We start from the raw sequence: 21,818 nt of genomic DNA, 5'->3' as shown, positions 1-21,818 counted from the left end.
GACCACGTACGACATCGCAGGGAGAACGGACATGTACCAGAACATCCGCCGATCCGCGTACCACCTTGCCGAGGGCGGCGAGCCCTGGACCGAGGACTTCCGCGCACTCGCCTTTCCCGAACACTGGCACGCGGAAATTCTCGCACTGCACAACCACGGGCGCGACGAGGAGAAACGGCAGCTGACCCTGCCCACTCGCCGGCTCGACGGCGTACTCCAGACCCTCGCCCCCGACGTGATCGTGCGCCCCCGCCCTCGTACCCCCGTCGAGCCGGGGGCGGAGCAGAGCCATCGGATCGACGAGGACTTCTGGATGTACGTCCCTGCCTCGGCGACCGATCCGCTCCCGGGCCCTTCCATGCGGCAGCTCCTGGACGCCTGGCTGCGCACGCTCGGCCCCAGGGGCGCGGGGCAGGATCCCGGGTTCCGTTCGCTGCTGCTCGCGACCAGCGCCGGCCTCAAGCGGAACCTGCCCGAGTGGCAGCCGGTTCCCGGCGTCGAACTGCTCACCGCCCCCGTCACCGACGGCGGTACCGCAGCCCCCGACCCCCGGCAGTTCCAGCTCGCCACCGACGCGTTGGCCCGCCGCGTCCTGTCCCTCGACCCCTACCCCTTCGAAGGCGGCGAGCTGCGCTTTCGCGCTGTGCCTCGCGGACCCCGCGACCAGGGCGCCGAACTCATGTCGCAGCCTCTGTGCCGAACCGTCAAGCGCAAGGAGTGGTGGTTCTCCGTCGTACTCAACATCTCCCTGCACACCACACCGTTCGAAGCCAGGCCGCGCCTCCATCTGCACTGGGGCGTACGGCGATGGGCGACGCATCCGCGGGTCGCCACCAAACGCCTCAACCTGTCCTACCGGGAGGCCACCACGGTCTACTTGCGGCCCACCATCCCCTGGCTGCCCGGAGCACCGGCCACCGAGCGCTACGCACTCGCCCGGCTGCGCCGGGACCGGGCGGCCGACACTTTCGCCTGGTCGGAGAACGACACCGCCGGCATCCTGCGTGGGCTCAGCCTCGCCGGTAACTTCCCCGACCCCGAACAACTCCTCGCCGAACCGGGTTCCTGGATCGGCGAGGGCCGCGGAGTCCGCGCCGCCGTCGTGCACAGCACCAGGATGGGGAAGCACGAGATCGGTACCGGCTTCATGCCCAACCAGCGAGCCCAGCTGACCGAGTGGGTTGAACAGGCCCTTCCGGAGACGGTGGTACGGGTACCCGATCTGAAGCGGGGGCGAGGCAAGGGCATCGGCGCACCGGACAACCGGCGACCCAAACCGAGGACCGACGAAGCCAAGAAGACCGAGCTGCTGCGTGAAACCCAGGCGCGCAGGGCGAATCTGGCGGCGCAGGCGCGGATCGCCGGCCGGCACCCGCATCGCAGTGGTCTGCCGCTGGAGGAGGTCCGGTTGCTGTGGCAGTCACCGGAGGTGCGGAAGGAAGCAGTGGCCCAGTTCGCACACGCCCTGGGGCTGGACGGTGACGGCGGCGCTTCCGCCGCCGCGATCACGGATCGGGACTTCGACGAGGCCAGGCCCGGAGCACCGGTCGTTCTGGAATGGCGGACGGAGGAACTCACCCTACGGCTGCGGTGCCTGCCGCTGGCCGACGGACTCGGAGACCGGCTGGTGCCCGACCCGGTCGTCAAAGCCAAGGGCGCGGCCATCGCGACGGCCATCGGTGAGCGCCGCCGCGCCCTGCACTCATGGCTGAGCGCGGACGGTGCGGACCCCGACCACCCTGAGCTGGCCCTGGTGGAGATCGCCCACCGTAGCACCTTCCGCCCGTCGACGACCGACCCCAAGTTTGCCGTCCGTCTGGGGTGTGCCGACGCGGGGGTACTGACCCAGTTCGTCGTGACCCCGTCCACCGACCGGCAGATCGACAACGCGGACAGCCTCGGCCATCGCACCCACAGCTCCTGGCTCGACGGACTGCGCCAGCTCGGCGTCCGCGTACTGCCGCAGCACACACTCGGCAACGACTTGCCCGACGGACTTCAGTACGCCGCCGTGTGGATGGTGAAGCGCCGCAAGGACGGCCCGACCCGGCTGCCCAAGCACCTGCCCGTGGCCGTCCTGACCACCCCTCTGCCGGACGCGGCCGGCCTGGCGGCCGTGCGCGGATGGGACGACGCCGAGGGGAAGTGGGTGCCGTACCCGCGCTTCCTCCTAGGTCTGGTGAAGCAGGCCGAGATCGACCCCGAGGCATGCGCCGAGCCTGACCCACAGACCGGCGACCCGTACCCCGGGAGCTCCCGTGTGACCGGCAAGCAGTGGCGTACCAACCTCGCCAAGCAGCGCAAGGAGACCGCGGCATTCCTCCAGCGTGTACTGCACTCGCTGCGCGGTCAGCCCACCGCGCTGATCACCCACGCGCAGAACAGCAGGCTGCACTGGCCGTGGCTGCAGGACGGTCGGATCGAGCGGGATCTGATCCAGGCGGGCCACGCTCCCGCGGGCCGGCTCGACGATGAACTGCGCCTTGTACGCGTCCGTGGGTGTGGCGGACGGGAGACCGCGCAGTGGTGGGGTCTGGCGGAACCCGGTAAGCCGCACGGACAGCCGGCTGGCTTCTGGGCCCAGACCAGCCCGTCGTCGGGCGGCGCCCCCTCAGGTGACCGGATCTTCTACAGCACCACGGAACGCCCCGGTACCCATGCGGTGTCGCCCGCTCTCGACCGCCTGGCCACCCGGGTCAACGCCGCGGGCAATCTCACCTCACAGGCTGGCACCAGCGCCTGGAACCCAACCTTGGTCGAAATCGCGGTTCTCGGCTGTCACACGGACGACGACCCGGCCGTCCCCGCACTGGGCAAGCCGGATGATGCCGAGGCTCTGGCCCTTGCCGTACACCAACTGCGCCAGGCGCCGGACTATGCCGCGGCGTTGTCCCTGCCGCTACCTCTTCACCTGGCGGGACTGGCCCAGGCGTACGTCCTTCCGATGCTCACGGAGAGTGATGTGACTCCGGGAGGGGAGACGGCGGAGCCCACTGAGGAGCGAGGGCGGCGGAGTACGACGGGGGACGACCTGGACCCGGACCTGATGGACGCTGCCGGGTTGACCACGGAACCCGAGATGGAAATGGAAGAAGAGGACGGGTGAAGCTCTTCTGCGGCGACGTGCTGAGCTGTGGGACAACGCGGTTCTGCGTGTGGGTCTCCATGGTGATGAAGCGCCCATGGCTGGAGCTTCCAGGTGTCCACGCTGCCAGGCGTCTTCATCCTGAGGGGCGCGCGAGAAGGTCCTCCGCCTCGGTGATCGACGCGCGGCCGCTCAGGCAGTCGGCTTCCTCCGGCGCCGACAGTGATCACCAAGCCCTCGCCGAACGCTTGGGCTTCGCGCTCTCCGTACTGGCCCCGCGGACCGTCCAAGCTCTGACCACGACTCTCCGCCCGTGTAGCCCTCCAGCCGCACCCACATCGGGCGGCTGGCGTCGGGGCTGAATCTACGTGTGTGCGGTGGCGTGAGGACAGGTGTCGAGCAGTTCGAGCCAGCGAACAAGAACAGGGCAGGTGCCGCTTTGGCGCCTGCTCGATGTTTTCCCAATGGGCCGTCAAAATTGCTCTGACCAGGCATTACTCGCCCGCAGACGGTGACTGGCCGTGGAACGACTCCCGAACCGGGGGACGTATGTGGGACGGGGGGCCGATTCAAGGGTGCAAATCGGGGTGAAACTCCCTCCCGGGTACCGAAAAAACCCTTCACGACCGATCTCGTGAAGGGCTAAAAAGGGCTCTGACCTGCATAAATGCGCGCCCCCGGCAGGACTCGAACCTGCGGCCAAGCGCTTAGAAGGCGCCTGCTCTATCCACTGAGCTACGGGGGCCAGGTGTGGTGGCCTCTGTCGTGGGGCCCGGGTATGGGCCGAACCCTGACGTTTGCCGGGGACAAGGATAGGGCTCCCGGCTCCTTGTCCCAGTTGCTTCGCCTCCGTGACTCGATGTGGAGGTTCGGTGAAGCGATCCTGATAATCGCAGGCAGGTACGAATCCTGCATCGCTTTTGGGCTGTCGGGCACCGGGTGTTGTGCACTCGTTATGCCTGGAGTGTGCCTGCGTCCCACTCGCCCCTTCCATCCCTTATGTCCTGTCGGCGCGCAGACGTGCTCATATGCTTCAGAATTCCCCTAAAATTGGGCATTCTTCGCATGTGGTGACCTTGGACGTACGGCCTCAGCTGCTCGACGCACTCTCCGCCCTGCGCGACCGTGTCGCCGCCGCACGCTTCCCGCTGCCCCTGGCGGGGGCCCCACGCGCGCGTGCCAACCGCGACGAACTGCTCGCGCAGCTCGACGACTACTTGGTGCCCCGATTGCGGGAGCCCGAAGCGCCGTTGCTGGCCGTCGTGGGCGGATCCACCGGGGCCGGCAAGTCGACGCTCGTCAACTCCCTCGTGGGACGGCGGGTCAGCGAGGCGGGCGTGCTGCGGCCGACGACCCGGACGCCGGTGCTTGTCTGCCATTCGGAGGATCATCACTGGTTCAGCGGAATGCGGGTGCTGCCCGACCTCACGCGCGTGTGGGTGCCCCAACAGGAACCGGGGGACGACCTGCTGCTGCCCGGCGAGGACCCCGCGCGCGTGCTGCGCATCGAGACCGCCGACACCCTGCCGCCCGGTCTCGCCCTCCTCGACGCGCCCGACATCGACTCCCTGGTCTCCGACAACCGCGTCCTCGCCGCCGAGCTCGTCTGCGCCGCCGACATCTGGGTGATGGTCACCACCGCGGCCCGGTACGCCGACGCCGTGCCCTGGCACCTGCTGCGCACCGCCAAGGAGTACGACGTCACCCTCGTCACCGTCCTCGACCGCGTCCCGCACCAGGTCGTCTCCGAGGTGTCCCGGCAGTACGGCGCCCTCCTCACCAAGGCCGGGCTCGGCGACCTACCCCGCTTCACCGTGCCCGAACTGCCCGAGTCGGCCTGGGGTGGCGGACTGCTGCCCGCCACCGCCGTGGCACCGCTGCGGACCTGGCTCGTCCACCAGGCGCAGGACCCCGCCTCCCGGCAGCACGTGCTCGCCCGCACGGCATACGGCGTCCTCGACTCCCTCAAGGCCCGCATGCCCGAACTGGCCGGTGCCGCCGCCGCGCAGTACGCGGCCGCCCTGCGGCTCACCACCGCCGTCGACAGGGCGTACGACAGCGAGCACACGCGCGTGCGGGGGCGTCTGAAGTCGGGCGCCGTACTCGCCGGGAACGCCCTGAAGCGCTGGCGGGCCTTCCCCCTCGACTGCACCGCCGGCGAACTCCTCGATGCCCTTGTGGAGAGCCTGAGCGCGCTGCTGCTGTGCGCGGTCACCGCCGCCGACGAGCGCGTCGACGACGCCTGGCGGCGCGAACCCGCGGCGCACGCCCCAGAGCTGACCCGCCGCGCCCCCTCGCCGGAGACCGCCGAGCACCGGATCGGGATGGCCGTACGGCGGTGGCGGCGGGAGCTGGAGGAGTACGCCGACGACGAGGTGCACGAGCTGGACCGGACCGTCGCGCCCGACCCCGAGGCGGTCGCCGCCCTGGTCGCCACCGCACTGCTGAGCGGCCGCCGGGCGCGCGCCGCCGGGGAGAGCCTCGCCGAGCGGATCGGCGCGCACGGGGCGCTGCGGCTGCGCGACCGGGGCGGGCGGCTGCTCACCGAACTCCTGGACCGGGTCATGCAAACCGAGCGCGAGCGTCGCCTCGCCCCCCTCGACGCGCTCGACGTCCACCCGGAGCCCCAGGCCGAACTCATCGCCGCGCTGTCCGTACTGCAGAAGGAGAGGTGACCGGTGACCGCCGTCACTGACCAGGACCACGCCGATCACACCGAGCACGCCGAGCACGGAGATCGCGGAGATCGGGAAGATCGGGAAGATCGCGGAGATCGGGGAGATCAGGGAGATCACATGGAGAGCACGGGGTCCGGGGGCGTGGCCCGTTTCGAGGGCACTTCCGCCGAGGGGGCCCCGCGAGAGGCCGCCTCCGAGAGGGGCGACGGTGAGCGTTCCGAGGAGCCCGCGAACGACGCACACGCGCGCGTGCAGGGCACCGAGGGCGCAGAGGACACCGACGGTTCCCGCCGTACGGGCTCGGCCGGTTCGTCCCGTCGCACGGACGCCGGTTCCGCCGATCGCACTGACGGCCGTACGGACCCCGGTTCTGCCAGTCGTACGGATGCCGCCGGCGCCTGGGACGACGGGCTGATCGCGCGGCGGGTGAACGAGGCGACTGGGGAGGAGCAGTTCGTCCGCGCGGAGAGCAGGAGCGCCCGGACGCAGGCGGTGCCGTCCCTGGCGTACGACGGGCCGCTGCGGTCGCGGCTGGACGCGCTGCGCGAACTGGTGGGGCTGTCCCGTACGCGGCTGGACAGCAGGACGCTCGCCGAGGCGGGCCAGGTCCTCGACGAGGCCACCGCTCGGCGCAGGCTGTCCGGGCAGCACACCGTCGTCGCCATCGCGGGCGCGACCGGCAGCGGCAAGTCCCAGCTTTTCAACACGCTCGCCGGGGTGACCATCTCGGAGACCGGGGTGCGCAGGCCCACCACCGCCGCGCCCATCGCGTGCAGCTGGAGCGACGGCGCGGCGAGCCTCATCGACCGGCTCGGCATCCCGGGGCGGCTGCGGCGGCGCCCGCTGCAGAGCCCGGAGGCGGAAGCCCAGTTGCGCGGGCTCGTGCTGATCGACCTGCCCGACCACGACTCGGCGGCCGTACAGCACCGTGAGCAGGTTGACCGCGTCCTGGCGCTCGTCGACGCCGTGATCTGGGTCGTCGACCCGGAGAAGTACGCCGACGCCGTCCTGCACGAGCGCTACCTGCGGCCCATGGCGGGACACGCGGAGGTCATGTTCGTGGTCCTCAACCAGATCGACCGGCTCCCCGGGGAGGCCGCCCACCAGGTCCTCGACGATCTGCGGCGGCTGCTCGACGAGGACGGGATCGCCCTGGGGGAGTACGGCGAACCGGGCGCGACCGTGCTCGCGCTGTCCGCGCTCACCGGGGACGGCGTCGGCGAACTGCGCGAGGCGCTCGGGCAGTTCGTGGCGGAGCGCGCGGCCCCCGCCCGCCGGATCTCAGCTGACGTGGACGCCGCCGCGTGGCGGCTGCGCTCCCTGTACACCACAGGGCAGCGCACCGGGCTCACTGAGACGGCGCGGGAGGAGTTCTCGGACCGGCTCGCGGACGCGGTGGGCGCCACCGCGGCGGGCGAGGCGGCCGAACGCGCGTGGCTGCGCAACGCGAACCGTGCGTGCGGCACGCCGTGGCTGCGGCTGTGGCGCTGGTACGTGGACCGGCGCGAGCCGCCCACCGGACGGCTGCCTCTGCGCATGCAGGCCGACGAGGAGGCCACGGCCCGCCAGCGCGTCGAGCAGGCGGTGCGTACGGTGGCCGACCGGGCCTCGGCCGGGCTGCCCGCGCCGTGGGCGCAGGCGGTGCGGGAGGCGGCGGTGCGCGGCGCCCACGGGCTGCCCGAGGCGCTGGACGACCTGGCCGCGCGGGCGGGACTGCCACCGGGGCGGCCGCCGCGGCCGGGCTGGTGGCCGGTGGCCGTGCTGGCGCAGGCCTCCATGACGATCCTCCAGGTCCTCGGCGGGCTGTGGCTGGTGGGGCAGATCGTCGGGGTCATGTCGCCCAACCTCGGGGTGCCGGTGCTGCTGATGGTGGCCGGCATCGTCGGCGGTCCGCTCATCGAGTGGAGCTGCCGGATGGCGGCGCGGGGGCCGGCGCGGCGGTACGGACTGGACGCGGAGCGGCGATTGCGGGAGGCCGCGGCCGGGTGCGGGCGGGCGCGGGTACTGGATCCGGTGGCGGCGGAGTTGCTGCGGTACCGGGAAGTGCGGGAGCAGTACGGGCGGGTGTTGGGGGTGGGGTGATTTCAGGGCCGGGTGGGGTGAGGTCCTGGACGGGGGGCGGGGCTCGGGCGGGTTGGGGTATTGGCCGGGTGAGGCCCTGGCCAGGTGGGGGCCCTGGCCAGGTGGGGCCCTGGGCGAGTCGTATGCGCCCGGGGCTTTCGAGTGCGCCCGGGGCTTTCGAGCTCGGCGGCGACGCGGGCGAGGCGGTGCCCGGGGTGGGCAAGGGCCCGGCCGGGTCCGGTCCGGTCCGGACCGGGTCCGCCGGGTCCGGGTCCGGGTCCGGGTCCGGACCGGGTCGTCTGTGCGTGTCCCTCGCTCGGCCGGGAGGAGCAGAGACTCGCCCGGTCCGCGGCCACGCGGCGACCGTTGCCGTCGGCACCTGTCACCCGTCCGGGTGGCCGAGTTTTCCACAGGAGGGTGGCGGTCCACAGCGCTCAGCGGGCCCGGCCCGGCGGGAGGCAGTCTGGTTTCGCGGCGATCGTGACGGACGCGGTCGCCACGGCAGACGCAGCCGTACGGGACGGGCCCGTACGCGTATCCGCCCGGCCACGACGTCCGGGCGAGGGAGGGATTGGCACCATGAACGAGACGATGATCTGCGCCGTGGGCAACGTGGCGACGCAGCCGGTGTACCGGGAGCTGGCGTCCGGTCCGTCGGCGAGGTTCCGGTTGGCGGCCACCGCGCGCTACTGGGACCGCGAGAAGAACGCGTGGACGGACGGGCACACCAATTTCTTCACGGTGTGGGCCAACCGGCAGCTGGCCACGAACGCGGCGTCGTCGCTGTCGGTCGGAGAGCCCGTCATCGTGCACGGCAGGCTGAAGGTGCGCACGGACATGCGCGACGGACAGCAGAGCTGGACCTCGGCGGACATCGATGCGGTGGCCATCGGCCACGACCTGACCCGGGGCACGGCGGTCTTCCGCCGCGGCGGGAAACCGGAGACGACGATGCCCACTTCTCAGCAGCCGGAGCCCAACTGGGAGAAACCGGCCGAGGATTCGGCCGACGGCACGGACATGACCGCCCAACAGCGACCGGAGCCAGCCGCGGTGACATGACGTCGGCTGCCTGGCCGGCCTGGCCGGCCTGGCCGGCCTGGCCGGAGCGGCTTGGCCGACCGAGCCGCGGCCGAGCTGCCCGAACTGCGGCTTATCGGCGAACGCGCGCCTGGACACCCGGGGTTGATTTGTCGATAAGCCCAGCTCACAGACGATGTGGCGATAACGATTCCGAGTCGGATCGGCCCTGCGGCGCTCTCCCGGACGGGCATGCCCCGCGGCGTCCTTAGGATGCCGGGCATAGCTCTCGCAGCTGGAGGAATCTGCTGGTGGGACCGTCCCCCCACGTCAACGGGTCCTGCTCGAAGGGGAATTTGGTGTTTGCTTCGTTCTCCCTGCCGTCCCTGCGCAGGCGGGGGGCGGCCCGGCTGGCCGCCGCGACACTGGCGTCCGGGCTCGGCGTCGCCGGTGTGCTGACCGCAGCCGGCCCGGCGACCGCGGACGAGACGGCGCAGCACGAGGGCGGGGCGGCCGCCACCATGGGAGGCCTGAAGATCCACGGCGCCGCCGTGATCCACGACGCCGCCGGGGACCAGCAGGTGTCGGCGGGCCTGTCCGAGATGTCCGTCGAGGGCGGCGGCATGCTCCAGACGTACGGCGTCGACCTCCGCGCCCCCACCCAGGGCGACGCCAAGTATCACGAGACCCCCTGGAGCGGCACCTCACTGGGCGCCAACCAGGACGCGGGCCGCATCCGCTGGATCCTCCAGCACTCCTACCCCCAGGTGAACGACCTCGCGGCGCTCGCGCGCAAGGCGGACGTCCGCGGCGCGCTCACCGAGGAGGATGCGGCCGCCGGCACGCAGGTGGCGATCTGGCGCTACTCCGACGACACGGACGTCGACGCGCTCGACCCGCAGGCCGAGCAGCTCGCGGACTACCTGGAGAAGAACGCCCGCGACATGCCGGAACCCCCGGCGTCGCTGACCCTCGACCCGCCCGCGGTCTCCGGCCGCTCCGGCGGGCGACTCGGCCCCGTGACCGTGCACACCAACGCGGACGCCGTGACCCTCTCGCCGCCGGCCGACGCCGCCACGACCGGGGTGCGGCTCGTTGACAGGAACGGCAGGACCCTCACGTCGTCCGTCAACGGCGGTCAGGTGTTCTTCGACGCCCCCGAGGACGCGGTGGCCGGCACGGCCGAGCTGACCGTGCAGGCCTCGACCACCGTGCCGGTAGGCCGGGCCTTCACCTCCGAGGGCCGCAGCCAGACCCAGATCCTGGCCGGCTCCAGCGAGTCGACCGTCTCGGCGACGGCGAGCGCGACCTGGGCGAAGAAGGGCGCGATACCCGCGGTGTCCGCGGCGAAGAACTGCGCCAGGAGCGGCCTGGACATCACCACGGCCAACCACGGCGACGAGCCGTTCACCTTCGACCTCGCCGGGACCGAGTACACGATCGCGCCGGGCGAGACGAGGACCGTGACGACGCCCCTACCGGAGGACCAGCCCTACGACGTCGCCGTCCACGCTGCCGGCTCCGACCAGCACTTCACCGGCGTCCTCGACTGCCGCACCCAGAGCAGTGTCACCGGGGCCTCGACCCAGACCCTCAGTGAGCCGGGCGCCACCGTCCCCACCGCCCCCGCCACGGACACCAACCTCGCCGAAACCGGCACCTCCACCGCCACCCCCCTGATCACCACTGTTGCCGTCACTCTCCTCGCCCTCGGCGGCACGACCCTGATCCTCGTCCGCCGCAAGCAGAACGCGACGCGGGACTGACCGAAACGGATCACTGAGCGGTACGGAGAACGATCCTTGACACTTCAACAGTGAGCGTCCGATACCGACTGGTCACGCTCCCTGCTGGTGCAGGCGGAGCGGCAGTGGTCACGCCGCCTGCCGTGACGGCCACTGTCCGGGCGGCCGTAAGGTGATCGGTGGGGTACCAGAGCGGAGGGCGCCCCCGAGCCGTCTGTGGGCCGTCCGAGGGCGCCCGAGGACGACCAGCGACGACCCGACAGCGACAGTCGACCCGCCGCACCAACGGCGAAGCCCCAGGTCAGAGCCCTCGGACCATACTGGTTTCCCCCGACGGGTAGCGGTCGGGCAAGATGGGGTGTATCTCCCACTGCCAGATTTCAAGCTGCCGGACGGTTTCTCTTGGCTGAGTTCATTTACACCATGCGCAAGGCGCGCAAGGCGCACGGCGACAAGGTGATTCTCGACGACGTGACGACCAGCTTCTACCCGGGAGCGAAGATCGGCGTCGTCGGCCCGAACGGTGCCGGCAAGTCGACGATTCTCAAGATCATGGCCGGAATCGAGCAGCCGTCCAACGGTGACGCCTTCCTCACTCCCGGTTACAGCGTCGGCATCCTGCTGCAGGAGCCGCCGCTCAATGAAGAGAAGACGGTCCTGGGGAACGTCGAGGAGGGTGTCGGCGAGATCAAGGCCAAGCTCGACCGGTTCAACCAGATCGCCGAGCAGATGGCCACCGACTACTCGGACGCGCTGCTGGAGGAGATGGGCAAGCTCCAGGAGGATCTGGACCACGCCGACGCGTGGACCCTGGAGGCCCAGCTGGAGCAGGCCATGGACGCGCTGGGCTGCCCGCCCGGCGACTGGGCCGTCACCAACCTCTCCGGTGGTGAGCGCCGCCGCGTCGCGCTGTGCAAGCTGCTGCTCGAGCAGCCCGACCTGCTGCTGCTCGACGAGCCCACCAACCACCTCGACGCCGAGTCGGTGAACTGGCTTGAGCAGCACCTGGCCCAGTACAGCGGAACCGTCGTGGCGGTCACCCACGACCGGTACTTCCTCGACAACGTGGCCCAGTGGATCTGCGAGGTCGACCGCGGCCGCATGTACCCCTACGAGGGCAACTACTCCAAGTACCTGGAGACCAAGGCCGCCCGCCTCAAGGTCGAGGGCCAGAAGGACGCCAAGCGGCAGAAGCGTCTGAAGGACGAGCTGGACTGGGTCCGCTCCAACGCCAAGGGGCGGCAGGCCAAGTCCAAGGCGCGACTGGCTCGCTACGAGGAGATGGCCGCCGAGGCCGAGAAGATGCGGAAGCTGGACTTCGAGGAGATCCAGATCCCGCCGGGCCCCCGGCTGGGCAACGTCGTCGTCGAGATCAACAACCTCAGCAAGGCGTTCGGGGAGAAGGTCCTCATCGACGACCTCTCCTTCACGCTGCCGCGCAACGGGATCGTCGGGGTCATCGGGCCGAACGGCGCCGGCAAGACCACCCTGTTCAAGATGATCCAGGGCCTGGAGCAGCCGGACTCCGGCATGATCAAGGTCGGCGACACCGTCAAGATCTCCTACGTCGACCAGACCCGCGCGAACATCGACCCGAAGAAGACCCTGTGGGCCGTGGTCAGCGACGAGCTCGACTACATCAACGTCGGGCAGGTGGAGATGCCGTCCCGGGCCTACGTCTCCGCCTTCGGGTTCAAGGGGCCGGACCAGCAGAAGCCGGCCGGGGTCCTCTCCGGCGGTGAGCGCAACCGGCTGAACCTCGCGCTCACCCTCAAGCAGGGCGGCAACCTGCTGCTCCTCGACGAGCCGACCAACGATCTCGACGTGGAGACGCTCTCCTCCCTGGAGAACGCGCTGCTGGAGTTCCCCGGCTGCGCCGTCGTCGTCTCCCACGACCGGTGGTTCCTGGACCGCGTCGCCACGCACATCCTCGCCTACGAGGGCGAGTCCAAGTGGTTCTGGTTCGAGGGCAACTTCGAGTCGTACGAGAAGAACAAGATCGAGCGCCTCGGACCGGACGCCGCGCGTCCGCACCGGGCCACCTACAAGAAGCTGACCCGGGGCTGATCTCTTGCGGCACATCTACCGCTGCCCGCTGCGCTGGGCGGACATGGACGTGTACGGCCACATCAACAACGTGGTCTTCCTCCGCTACCTGGAAGAAGCCCGCATCAACTTCCTGTTCCGCCCGGACAAGGACTTCCAGCAGGGATCGGTGGTGGCCCGCCACGAGATCGACTACAAGCGGCAGCTCGTCCACCGGCACGCGCCGGTGGACATCGAGCTGTGGGTCACACAGATCAGGGCGGCGTCGTTCACCCTCGCCTACGAGGTCAAGGACCCGGACCAGATCTACGTCCAGGCCTCCACGGTGATCGTGCCGTACGACTTCGAGGCGCAGTGCCCGCGGCGGCTCACCGCGGAGGAGCGGGAGTTCCTCCGGGAGTACACGGACGACGCCGACGCGAACGGCACGGACGACGAGGGGGAGGCCGTCGCCGCATGACGGTGCTGCACCTCGCCGACGAGGGGGAGGCGGCGGACTTCGCTGCCTTCCTCTCCCGGCTGCTCCACTACGACCGTGGAGCCGCGGTGCGCCTGCAGGCGGTTGGCACGGCGCTCGCCGTCTTCGGCCGGCCGCCGTCCTTCGAGGTGCTGGCGGTCCGCGCGGTCCGGCTCACCAAGCCGTACGAGAACGGCCTCGAGGTCACGCTCGACGTGACCGTCTCCGCCGGTGAACTCCTGGAGTCGGTGGACGAGGCCGCCGCCACGGCCGCCGTCCCGGCCGCGGTCACCGGGCCGCCCTGGGCGGGCGTGCTGCCACCGCGGGGCGGCTGGCGGGCCGAGCCGGGGCTGCCGGCGCCGGACACGCTGCGCGCGCTCGTCGCCGCGGCGGTCACGGAATTCCGGTCCTGTACACAGGAGTTGGCGCCCGAGCGGCGTACGCGGGCCGAACTCGACGGGATCGGACGGGAGATCTGGTCCCGGACGGTCGCGGACACCGACCTGCCCGTGCGGGCGGTGCACGCCGCGCAGTCGCTCGGCTTCCTGCGGCCCGCGGCGACCGCGCAGGACCTCGGGCTGTTCTCCTCCGGCGGCTGGCTGCGGCTGCGCACGCCGTACGGGTCGATCGCCGTGCGCCGGGCGGGAGTCGGGGCGCTGGGCCTCAGCGTGCGCTGACGGATACACGTACGCCGCGTATCACGTCTGTACGTCACTTGTGTCCGTTCCGGTCGCTGTCGTCCGGCCAGACGCCGATGTGGTCCGGTTCCAGTTCCAGGGCCACGCGGTCGCGCATGCCGAGGGCGGCGGTGTACTCGGCGGGGAGCTGGAGGCGGCCCGCGCGGTCGAGCATCGCGTACTCGCGGGCGACCACCGTCTCATGGCCGGTGGCCGCGTCGACCTCGCTGCGGCGCAGGACCTCCGTGGCGGTGCGGCCGTCGCGGATGGCGACCGTGCGGCGGACCTCGCCGGCCACGGCCTGGTCGAGGGTGGCACGTCCCGCCCGCGCGCCCGCCTTGCCGCCCGCGCGCCGCTCACCGTCCCGTCCCGCGCGTGCCTCGCCGTCCCGTCCCGCCCGCAGCTCGCCCGCCTCGAACGTCCCCAGCCCCGTGCTCCGCGCGAGGCCCGCATAGCTGTCGGGCTCCACCCCCGCCAGCGGGACCGTCACCGTGCCGCAGCAGGGCGGCCCGGTCGCTGGCGTCGGCCACGCCCGCGAGGTCGCTGCCGCCGAACGCGGCCGTTGTCAGCGCGGTCAGCAGGGCCGGCAGCGGCAGCACCGCGGAGCGGACGTACGGCCCGCGCGCGCCAGCGACAGATGGCCGACCGCACCCCGCAGCCGCCCCGCCGGACGGGCCAGCCAGCGCAGCGGCAGCGGATCAGCCGGACCAGCACCAGCGCGGCGATCACCGCCACCAGCACCGGCGCCAGGGAGACGAGCTGATCCCCGGATGACCCGGTACCACGGCGGCGCAGCGCCACCACCGCGCCCACGGCCAGCACGAGCAGGGTGAGTTCGGCGACCGTACGGCGCCGGGACGGACGTACGGCGGTGATGTCCTCGCGGCCGGTGTGCACGCGGACGGCGCGGTGCGCGGTCGCGGCGCGCAGCGGCAGGGCCAGGCAGGCGAGCAGCGCGACGAGCACAGCGGCGGCGACGGCGTACCGCAGGCGGGCACCGGGGAGGGCGAGCAAGGCGGCGGTCAGACCGAGCGCGGCCGCCGGTACGGCCACCACCGCCGTCTCGGCGAGCAGCCGTCCTGAGATGCCGCGCAGGGAGCCGCCACGGGCGCGCAGCAGGGCGAGTTCGCCGCGGCGGGGGTCGGCGGCCAGGCCGCCCGCCATGAGCAGGACGACGGCGGCGACGGTCCCGGTGCCGAAGGCGGCGACGGCGATGAGCGGGCCGATGGCCGAGCGCAGCCGGTCGTAGTCGTGGAGCACGTCGTCGAGGTCGGTGCTCGCCGCCAGTTCCGGGTCGGTGACCGTGCGCGCCTGCTGCAGGCCGGGCCCGGACTCCAGTGTGGCGGCGGCGGACGTCAGCCGGGAGATGTCGTGGGCGTGCAGGCCGGTGAGGTCCGAGGCGACCTGCCAGTAGCGCGCGGGGTTTCCGGCGGTGCCGAGCATGGCCGGGGCCGCGTCCGGGTGCAGCAGCAGGGCGCCGAGCCAGTACTGCCGGCGGTCGGGGTCGCCGGGGAAGGGGACCAGGGCGGGCGTGCCCAGCAGGTGCTGGGCCGACCAGTACGCGCCGCGGGGCTCGTGCGGGTCGACGATGCCGGTGACGCGTACGGCGAGCGGCTCGCGTTCCATGCCGGGGAAGTGGAGCACGGACCCCACCTTGATGCGCAGGTCACGGGCCGTGTCGGCGCTGACGGCGGCCTCGACGCTCCCGGTGGCAGCGGTGACGGTGCCGTTCGCGCGCGGCAGGCGGCCCTCCCGCAGGCGGGCGTGGTCGCCGAGCGCGTCCTGCGCGGCGAGCACCATGCGCGCGGGCAGCCCGTCCGGCCTGGGCAGCCACGGGTCCGGCACCTCCTGCTCCTCGACGGTGCCGACGCCGTAGGAGGACTGCTGCCGGTCGACGGGCAGGGACCGTTCGGCCATGGGGAGGAGGCGGTCGTACGCGGTGCGCAGCACGTCCTCGCGCGGGGCCGCCTCCCGCTCCGGCTGCGGGAGGGTGCGGTCGGGCGGCGGCGCGCTCAGCTGGACGCTGGTTCGCTCGGGCCGCGCCACCTCCGCGGCCCGTAGCAGCCCCGCGTCCCCGTACCGGTCGATCGCACGCGGCAGCGCCGCCGCCAGGCACGCGGTCACCACCACCAGCGCCAGGGCTCTGACCGGATCGTGATCGGACAGCGGCGACGGCTCACCGCATTGCGACCGGAATCCGGCAGGTGGGGACGGGGGTCAGCCCGGCGTGTTCACCATCGAGGCCGCCGCGTACGTCAGGTAGTTCCACAGCGTCTGCTCGTGCTCCTCGGACAGGCCGAGCTCGTCGACGGCGACCCGCATGTGCTTCAGCCACGCGTCGTGGGCGGCCCGGTCGACGGTGAAGGGGGCGTGGCGCATGCGCAGCCGGGGGTGGCCGCGGTTGTCGCTGTACGTCGTCGGGCCGCCCCAGTACTGGATCAGGAACAGCGTGAAGCGCTCCTCGGCCGGGCCGAGGTCCTCCTCCGGGTACATGGGCCGCAGGATCGGGTCCTCGGCGACTCCCTGGTAGAAGCGGTGGACGAGCCGGCGGAAGGTCTCCTCCCCGCCGACCTGCTCGTAGAAGGTCTGCTCCTGAAGCGTGCCGCGCCGAATCTCCTTCACGTGGGTCTGCCTCACCAATCTCATACCGGTCCGCCCCGAGCGTGTTCGGCCGGGGGTCCGGGGGTGCCCCCGGGAAATGCCGTACGCGTTCCATGGTCTCAGACGGGCCGACGGAGGACTCAAGGTTTAGGGGCCCTTCCGACAGACCTCCGCCCACCGGCTGCCGAAGGGCCGGGTCCGGTACTCGCCTCGCGACGCGTCCCGCAGGACAGTGGAGGTATGGGTGGGCACGCGCTCGACAAGGGTGACGCGGGCGGCAGGGCCGACGCGTCCGGCACGGTCCGCAGCGACCGCGCCGGTCTCGCCGCGTCGGCGAGGGCCGCGCTGGTGCGGGAGATCGAGCTGAGCGGCGCCTGGGCAGCCGACCCGGTGTGGCGGGAGGTGTTCGCGGCGGTGCCGCGGCACCTGTTCGTGCCGTACTACTTCGTCGGCGCCGTGGGCGGATACGAGCGGCGCTGGGGCGAGAGCCCCGACCCGGCCGAGCGGGAACGCTGGCTGCGCGGCGCCTACGCCGACATCCCGCTGGCCACCCGGATGCGGGACGGCGAGCTGGTCTCCTCCAGCAGCCAGCCGTCCCTGATGGCGACCATGCTGGCCGAGCTGCACATCGAGGACGGCGACCGGGTCCTGGAGATCGGCGCCGGCACCGGCTACAACGCGGCCCTCATCGCCCACCGGCTCGGCGACGACGACCTGGTCACCACCGTCGACCTCGATCCGGAGATCACCGAGTCGGCCCGCCGGCACCTGGCCGCCGCCGGGTACCGTCCGGTCGTCGTCACCGGCGACGGCGCGCGCGGCGTGCCCGAACGCGCCCCCTTCGACCGGATCATCGCGACCTGCGCCCTGACCTCGGTGCCGCGCGCCTGGCTCGCCCAGTGCCGCCCCGGCGCCCGGATCCTCACACCGCTGGCCACCGGCCTGGTCGTGCTCACCGTCCGGGACGCCGGGCACGCCGAGGGCCGCTTCCTGTACACGCCCGCCTACTTCGTGCCGCTGCGCGGCGGGGACCGCCCCGGACCAGGGTCGGCCCCGCTGGGCGGGGTGCCGCACCGGGCCCGGGAGAGCGACCTGTTCCGCTTCCTGCTGGCGCTGACCCGCGCCAGCCTCGACCCGCAGGAGGCGTACGCCCTGTGGGAGCGCGAGGACATGCCACAGCGCGACCGCTACGGCATCACCGTCGGCGAGAGCGGCCAGTGGGCGTGGCTGGACGACCCGGAGGGGCCGTACGCCTGGCCCCTGACGGGGTGACGAGATCCCGCGACCTCGGGTCAGCCGCGCCGGATCCTGATCGTCGTCCACGCGCCCACATGCACCTGGTCGCCGTCCTGCAACGGCACCGGCACGAAGGGCTGGATCGGCTCCTCGCCGCCGTTGACCGTGGTGCCGTTCGTCGAGTTCTGGTCGACGATCGCCCAGCTGCCGTCCGGCTGCTGGACCAGCACCGCGTGCTGGTGCGAGACGCCCGGGTCCTCCGGCGGCACCGAGAGGTCGATGTCGGGGGTGTCGCCGGTGGAGTGCCGGCGGCGGCCGATCGTGATCTGGTTGCCGGTGAGCGTGCGCTGCTGCTCGGGCGAGTACGCGGGCAGGTTCAGGCCCGCGGCCTCGGGGCCGGAGCGCTGCATCATCGCCATGAAGTAGTCGCGGTCCGGGCCGATCGTCGCCGTCCATGTAGTCGGCGTAACGGGCTGTCCGTAGCCGGGTCCGGGCGGCGCCTGGGTGGAGCCGGGCTGCGGATAGCCGTAACCGCCGCCCTGACCAGGGCCGTTCGGGCCACCGCGACCACCAGGCCCGCCGGGTCCGGTGGACGACGGCGGGGGGAGCACCCAGTCGTCGTCACCGCCGCCGAAGGACGGACCGCCGGGCTGCGGCGGGTTCGTCTGCTGCGGGTATCCGGGCGGCGCGGTCGGTCCGGGCTGCTGGTACGCCTGCGGGGCACCGCCGGGCGCGCCGTGCCCCGGGGGCGGCGGAGGCGGGCCCGGTCGCGACGGCTCGCCGCCGAAGCCGGGGGGACCGGGAGGTCCGGGCGGACCTCCGGGGCCGCCGCCGTTCGGATCACCGGGCGGCGGGAAGCCGTAGCCGCCACCGCCGCCGGGCGGGCCCGGCGGGATCGGCTCGGCGGGCCGGTTCATCTGCGACGGGCGCGAGCTCTGGTAGTCGTACGACTCACCGCCGCCGTACGACGGTCCGGGCGGCGGCTGCTGGAAACGCACGGCCGGACCGGGCGCCGGCGGGCGCGGGGCGGCCGGGGTGTATGAGGTCGCCGTGTTGGTCAGGAAGTTCCACCGGCACTCCTCGCAGAACGGCGCGCCGCCCTCCCGCGGCGTACGGCACTGCGGGCACAGCTCCGGCTCCGGCACGGCGGACAGGTGCGGCGGCCGCCCACCGGGCTGACCGCCGGGACCACCCGGGCCGCCCTGGCCACCGGGGCCGCCGGGCGGCGGGAAGCCGTAGCCGCCACCGCCGCCGGGCGGGGGCGGCGGGGGAGGTGGCGGAGGCACGGCACCGGCCATGCGGTGACCGCAGACCTCGCACCAGTCGTCGGAACCCGACTGGTGTCCGTTCGGGCAGGTCGGCATGTCGGCGCTTCCCTCTCTACGTCACTTCTTCACACGAACAGTCTTGGTGGACCGCGTTTCGAGCGTCATCTCGTCGGCCTCCTCGACCTTCGCCTTCAGTCGCACAGTACCTGTCGCGGCATCGACCACGTCCACCACCTTCGCAAGCAGTTTCGCAGTATCGGCGTTCCCGGAGTCGCTGGCGAGCTGAACGGCCCGGCCCAGTTTGGCCGTTGCTCCATCCATATCGCCCGCTTTGCGCAGATCGAGCCCTTGTTGGATGGCCTGTGCCAGTTCGGCCTGCCCGGTGTAGTGGGCGACTTGGGGGTTGATCGAGGTCGAGGCGACCATGTCGTCCGTCCACACCGCCCGCACCAGGCCCTGCGCGCCGAGGTTCTGCACGCTGCCGTCGGGCTGCGGGATGACCAGGCAGATGCGGGCGGCGAGCATCTCCTGGCCGATGTTCGCGGGCGGCACCGCCACGCACACGTGGTAGTCGCGGGACTCGTCTCCCCAGGAGCCGGTGGGGTAGTCCCCGGCGCGCGGGCCCGCCTCGGTGCGGCGGTCGGTCAACTCCTCGACGCTGGGGGCGACTTGCTTGACGAATTTCACAGTCGTGTCGACCGGGGTCCAGAGCCTGAGCGCCACGTCCGCGACCTCCTTGCCCATCGCCGTCTCCATCATCTGCGTGAAGTCGGCGGCGAGCCCGGCCGGATCGGCGACGATGTCGGCCGAGCCGAGCAGGGCGGAGGCGATAGCTGTGACTTCTTTCACTTCCCAGTCGGTGCCCACCCCGCGCGCGTCACAGGTGAAGCGCCCGGCGCACGCGTCGAGCGCCGCCTTCAGGGCCTCGGGCGACTCGTGCTCGTTGCGGCCGTCGGTGAGCAGGATGCCGTGCCGGATCGCGACGTCCGCGGGGGACAGCAGGCGGTCGGCCAGCTTCAGCCAGGTGCCGATCGCCGTACCGCCGCCCGCGCTCAGCTTGCGCAGGGCCTGCTTGGCCTGCGCGCGGGTGGTGGCGTCGGCGACCGCGAGGCTCCCGTCGCCCGGGTAGACCTCGTGCGCCACGTGCGTGCCGCCGATCACCGCGAAGTGCACACCGTCGCGCAGGGTGTCGATCGCGGCGGCGGTGGCGTCCCGGGCGTTGCGCATCTTGGTCGGCGGGTAGTCCATCGACCCCGAGCAGTCGACCATGATCGCCACCGCCGCGGACGGGCCCCGCCCCGGCGAGTACAGGTGGGGTGCCGTGACCGCGCTTCCGATCGTGCCGCCGCCGGTCGCGGTCACCGTGACGATCGCGTTGACGTCGCGGCCGCCCTCCGGCAGGTACTCGTTCTGGTACACCTCCACCGAGAACTGAGGCACGTTCGACTTCGAGAAATTGGCCATGCCTGCTTCGCTCCCCCTCGAAATCCCCACAGCGTGAGGAAACGGCTGTGTGCGGACCGTCCCCTTCCGGTCCGTCGGGGCCTCCCCGAACGCGGCCCCAGGCCGATCCTGCCCGTCAGGGCACGGCGGGGAACGGCACGACGGCCACTGTTACGTTGTCGTGGCCCCCGCCGTCCAGGGCGTGGCCGACGAGCACCCGGGCGCTGTGCAGCGGACGGACGGCGGCGTCGAGCGGCAGGACGCGGGCCATCTCCTCGGCCGCCTCCGCGTAGTTCCACAGGCCGTCCGTGCACACCACCACTACACCCGGCCGGTCCGGCTTGAAGGAAGCGGTGTGCGGCTCCAGTTCGTAGGCGTCCGCGCCGAGCCAGCCGGTGATCGCGTGCGCGCGCTCGTCGGCGTACGCCTCCGCTTCGCTCATCAGGCCCGCGGCGACCATCTGCGCGGCCCACGAGTCGTCCTCGGTGAGCCGGGCCGCGGGGGCGCCGCGGTCCACCGGCACCCAGTAGGCGCGGCTGTCGCCGACCCAGCCGACGACCAGCAGGCCGCTGGTCACGACGGCGCCGACCAGGGTGCAGGCCGGGGCGTTCTGGTGCGGCGCGTGTTCGCGGGCGGTCGCCGGTTCACCGGCGAGCGCGTTGACGGCGCGGGAAGCCGCGACGATCGCGTCGTGCATGGCCTGTTGCGGGTGCGTGCCGCGCGGCAGGGCGGCGAGCAGCGACTCGCTGGCCGCCTTCGACGCGGCGAGCGAGGCGTCGTCGGGGCGGGTCGCCGAGGAGACGCCGTCGCAGACGATCGCCACGGAGGCGAGCGAGCCGTCGGGCAGCGCGGTGTGACCGATGCCGAACGCGTCCTCGTTGCGGTGATGGCGCAGGCCGCGGTCGCTGACCGCGGCGATCGGCCCGGACTCCTGTTCCATGTGGTCCCGTTCGCGTGGCTGGGCGTGCCCGCAGTTCTCGCAGTAGCCGTCGCTGTCCACCCGGCCGGCGCGGCAGGCCACGCACACGGCGCCGCCCGCGGCCGGCGCCGCGACCTCGGCGATCCGCGGGTCCGGGGCCTGGAGCGGGTACTCCTCCGGCTCGGCGGGGCGGTCGAAGCGGACGCCGGGAGCGGGGGTGCCCGGCGCGGCGGGGGACGCCTGCGCGTCCAGGGGTGGAGCGGGCGGCGCGAGTGCCTCCGGGGCCATGGCGGGCGGCGCGGGCGGCACGGGGGAGCCGCCGGAGTCCGCCGCCGGGAGGTCCGTCGGCAGGTGCAGCCCGGCCGGGTGGCCGGTCGCGGCCGGCTCGGGGGCGACGGGCCAGGGCATGCCGGCGGGCGGCGCGGGCGAGCCGCTCATGGCGACCGTCGGGTGGTCCGCGGGGCGCGCGGGCACCGCGGACAGGTCGTAACCGCACGCTCCGCAGAAACGGTCACCCGATTCGAGCGGCTCCTCGCAGCTCGGGCAGTTCGACAGAGCGGCCTGCTGGGGCATCTGCGACAT

General features: G+C 72.4%; 14 protein-coding genes, 1 tRNA gene and 1 pseudogene. 9 read left to right on the top strand and 7 right to left on the bottom strand.

Features of this window, described 5'->3' with window-relative positions:
- Positions 1–31: 31 nt before the first annotated feature.
- Complete coding sequence (locus H8R17_RS05825) at positions 32–3,106, top strand: pPIWI_RE module domain-containing protein (RefSeq protein ID WP_187822044.1); 3,075 nt, start codon at positions 32–34, stop codon at positions 3,104–3,106.
- Between the two features lie 651 nt (positions 3,107–3,757).
- On the opposite strand, the gene H8R17_RS05820 is transcribed toward H8R17_RS05825, so the two are convergent.
- Positions 3,758–3,830 (bottom strand) — tRNA-Arg (locus tag H8R17_RS05820).
- 322 nt (positions 3,831–4,152) lie between these two features.
- Here H8R17_RS05820 and H8R17_RS05815 point away from each other — a divergent pair.
- The 7 genes from H8R17_RS05815 (at position 4,153) to H8R17_RS05785 (ending at position 13,769) form a co-directional block, all read left to right on the top strand.
- Positions 4,153–5,760, top strand: coding sequence for a dynamin family protein (locus tag H8R17_RS05815; protein WP_187822043.1), 1,608 nt, complete (start codon positions 4,153–4,155; stop codon positions 5,758–5,760).
- 120 nt (positions 5,761–5,880) lie between these two features.
- A complete protein-coding gene (locus H8R17_RS05810; protein WP_223124683.1) occupies positions 5,881–7,845 on the top strand; it encodes a YfjP family GTPase in 1,965 nt (654 codons plus the stop codon).
- 558 nt (positions 7,846–8,403) lie between these two features.
- Complete coding sequence (locus H8R17_RS05805; RefSeq protein WP_187822041.1) at positions 8,404–8,886, top strand: single-stranded DNA-binding protein; 483 nt, start codon at positions 8,404–8,406, stop codon at positions 8,884–8,886.
- A 317-nt stretch (positions 8,887–9,203) separates the two neighbouring features.
- Complete coding sequence (locus H8R17_RS05800; RefSeq protein WP_187822040.1) at positions 9,204–10,610, top strand: TQXA domain-containing protein; 1,407 nt, start codon at positions 9,204–9,206, stop codon at positions 10,608–10,610.
- 381 nt (positions 10,611–10,991) lie between these two features.
- Entirely contained in the window at positions 10,992–12,656 is a 1,665-nt protein-coding gene (ettA, locus tag H8R17_RS05795) for an energy-dependent translational throttle protein EttA (protein WP_187822039.1), read from the top strand.
- Positions 12,657–12,660: 4 nt separating this feature from the next.
- Positions 12,661–13,095 carry a thioesterase family protein gene (locus H8R17_RS05790; RefSeq protein ID WP_187822038.1) on the top strand — a complete coding sequence of 145 codons (435 nt, stop codon included), beginning with the start codon at positions 12,661–12,663 and terminating at the stop codon, positions 13,093–13,095.
- Positions 13,092–13,769, top strand: a complete 678-nt coding sequence (locus H8R17_RS05785) for a hypothetical protein (protein ID WP_187822037.1) — start codon at positions 13,092–13,094, stop codon at positions 13,767–13,769. Before H8R17_RS05790 ends, H8R17_RS05785 begins: the two co-directional genes overlap by 4 nt.
- A gap of 34 nt (positions 13,770–13,803) precedes the next feature.
- Here the strand turns inward: H8R17_RS05785 and H8R17_RS05780 are convergent.
- The 3 genes and pseudogenes from H8R17_RS05780 to H8R17_RS05770 all read right to left on the bottom strand — a co-directional run.
- A pseudogene (locus H8R17_RS05780) lies at positions 13,804–14,082 on the bottom strand (ABC transporter ATP-binding protein); the annotation flags it as partial.
- Between the two features lie 173 nt (positions 14,083–14,255).
- Positions 14,256–15,899, bottom strand: a complete 1,644-nt coding sequence (locus H8R17_RS05775) for a hypothetical protein (protein ID WP_187822036.1) — start codon at positions 15,897–15,899, stop codon at positions 14,256–14,258.
- Between the two features lie 87 nt (positions 15,900–15,986).
- Positions 15,987–16,415, bottom strand: coding sequence for a globin (locus H8R17_RS05770; protein WP_187822035.1), 429 nt, complete (start codon positions 16,413–16,415; stop codon positions 15,987–15,989).
- Positions 16,416–16,610: 195 nt separating this feature from the next.
- Between H8R17_RS05770 and H8R17_RS05765 the strand changes: the two genes are divergently transcribed.
- Positions 16,611–17,642: a methyltransferase domain-containing protein gene (locus tag H8R17_RS05765; protein WP_187822034.1), complete on the top strand. Its 1,032-nt coding sequence runs from the start codon at positions 16,611–16,613 to the stop codon at positions 17,640–17,642.
- Positions 17,643–17,662: 20 nt separating this feature from the next.
- On the opposite strand, the gene H8R17_RS05760 is transcribed toward H8R17_RS05765, so the two are convergent.
- From H8R17_RS05760 to H8R17_RS05750, 3 genes are all read right to left on the bottom strand, one after another.
- On the bottom strand, positions 17,663–18,970 hold the full coding sequence (locus H8R17_RS05760) for an FHA domain-containing protein (protein WP_187822033.1): 1,308 nt from the start codon (positions 18,968–18,970) through the stop codon (positions 17,663–17,665).
- A 21-nt stretch (positions 18,971–18,991) separates the two neighbouring features.
- Entirely contained in the window at positions 18,992–20,338 is a 1,347-nt protein-coding gene (locus H8R17_RS05755; protein ID WP_187822032.1) for a VWA domain-containing protein, read from the bottom strand.
- A 115-nt stretch (positions 20,339–20,453) separates the two neighbouring features.
- Complete coding sequence (locus tag H8R17_RS05750; RefSeq protein WP_187822031.1) at positions 20,454–21,818, bottom strand: PP2C family serine/threonine-protein phosphatase; 1,365 nt, start codon at positions 21,816–21,818, stop codon at positions 20,454–20,456.

Origin of the sequence: Streptomyces sp. TRM68367 (assembly GCF_014495685.1) — a bacterium.
Classification (GTDB): domain Bacteria; phylum Actinomycetota; class Actinomycetes; order Streptomycetales; family Streptomycetaceae; genus Streptomyces.
The sequence above is the reverse complement of the archived record's forward strand: the minus strand, read 5'-3'. Positions and strand labels throughout refer to the sequence as shown.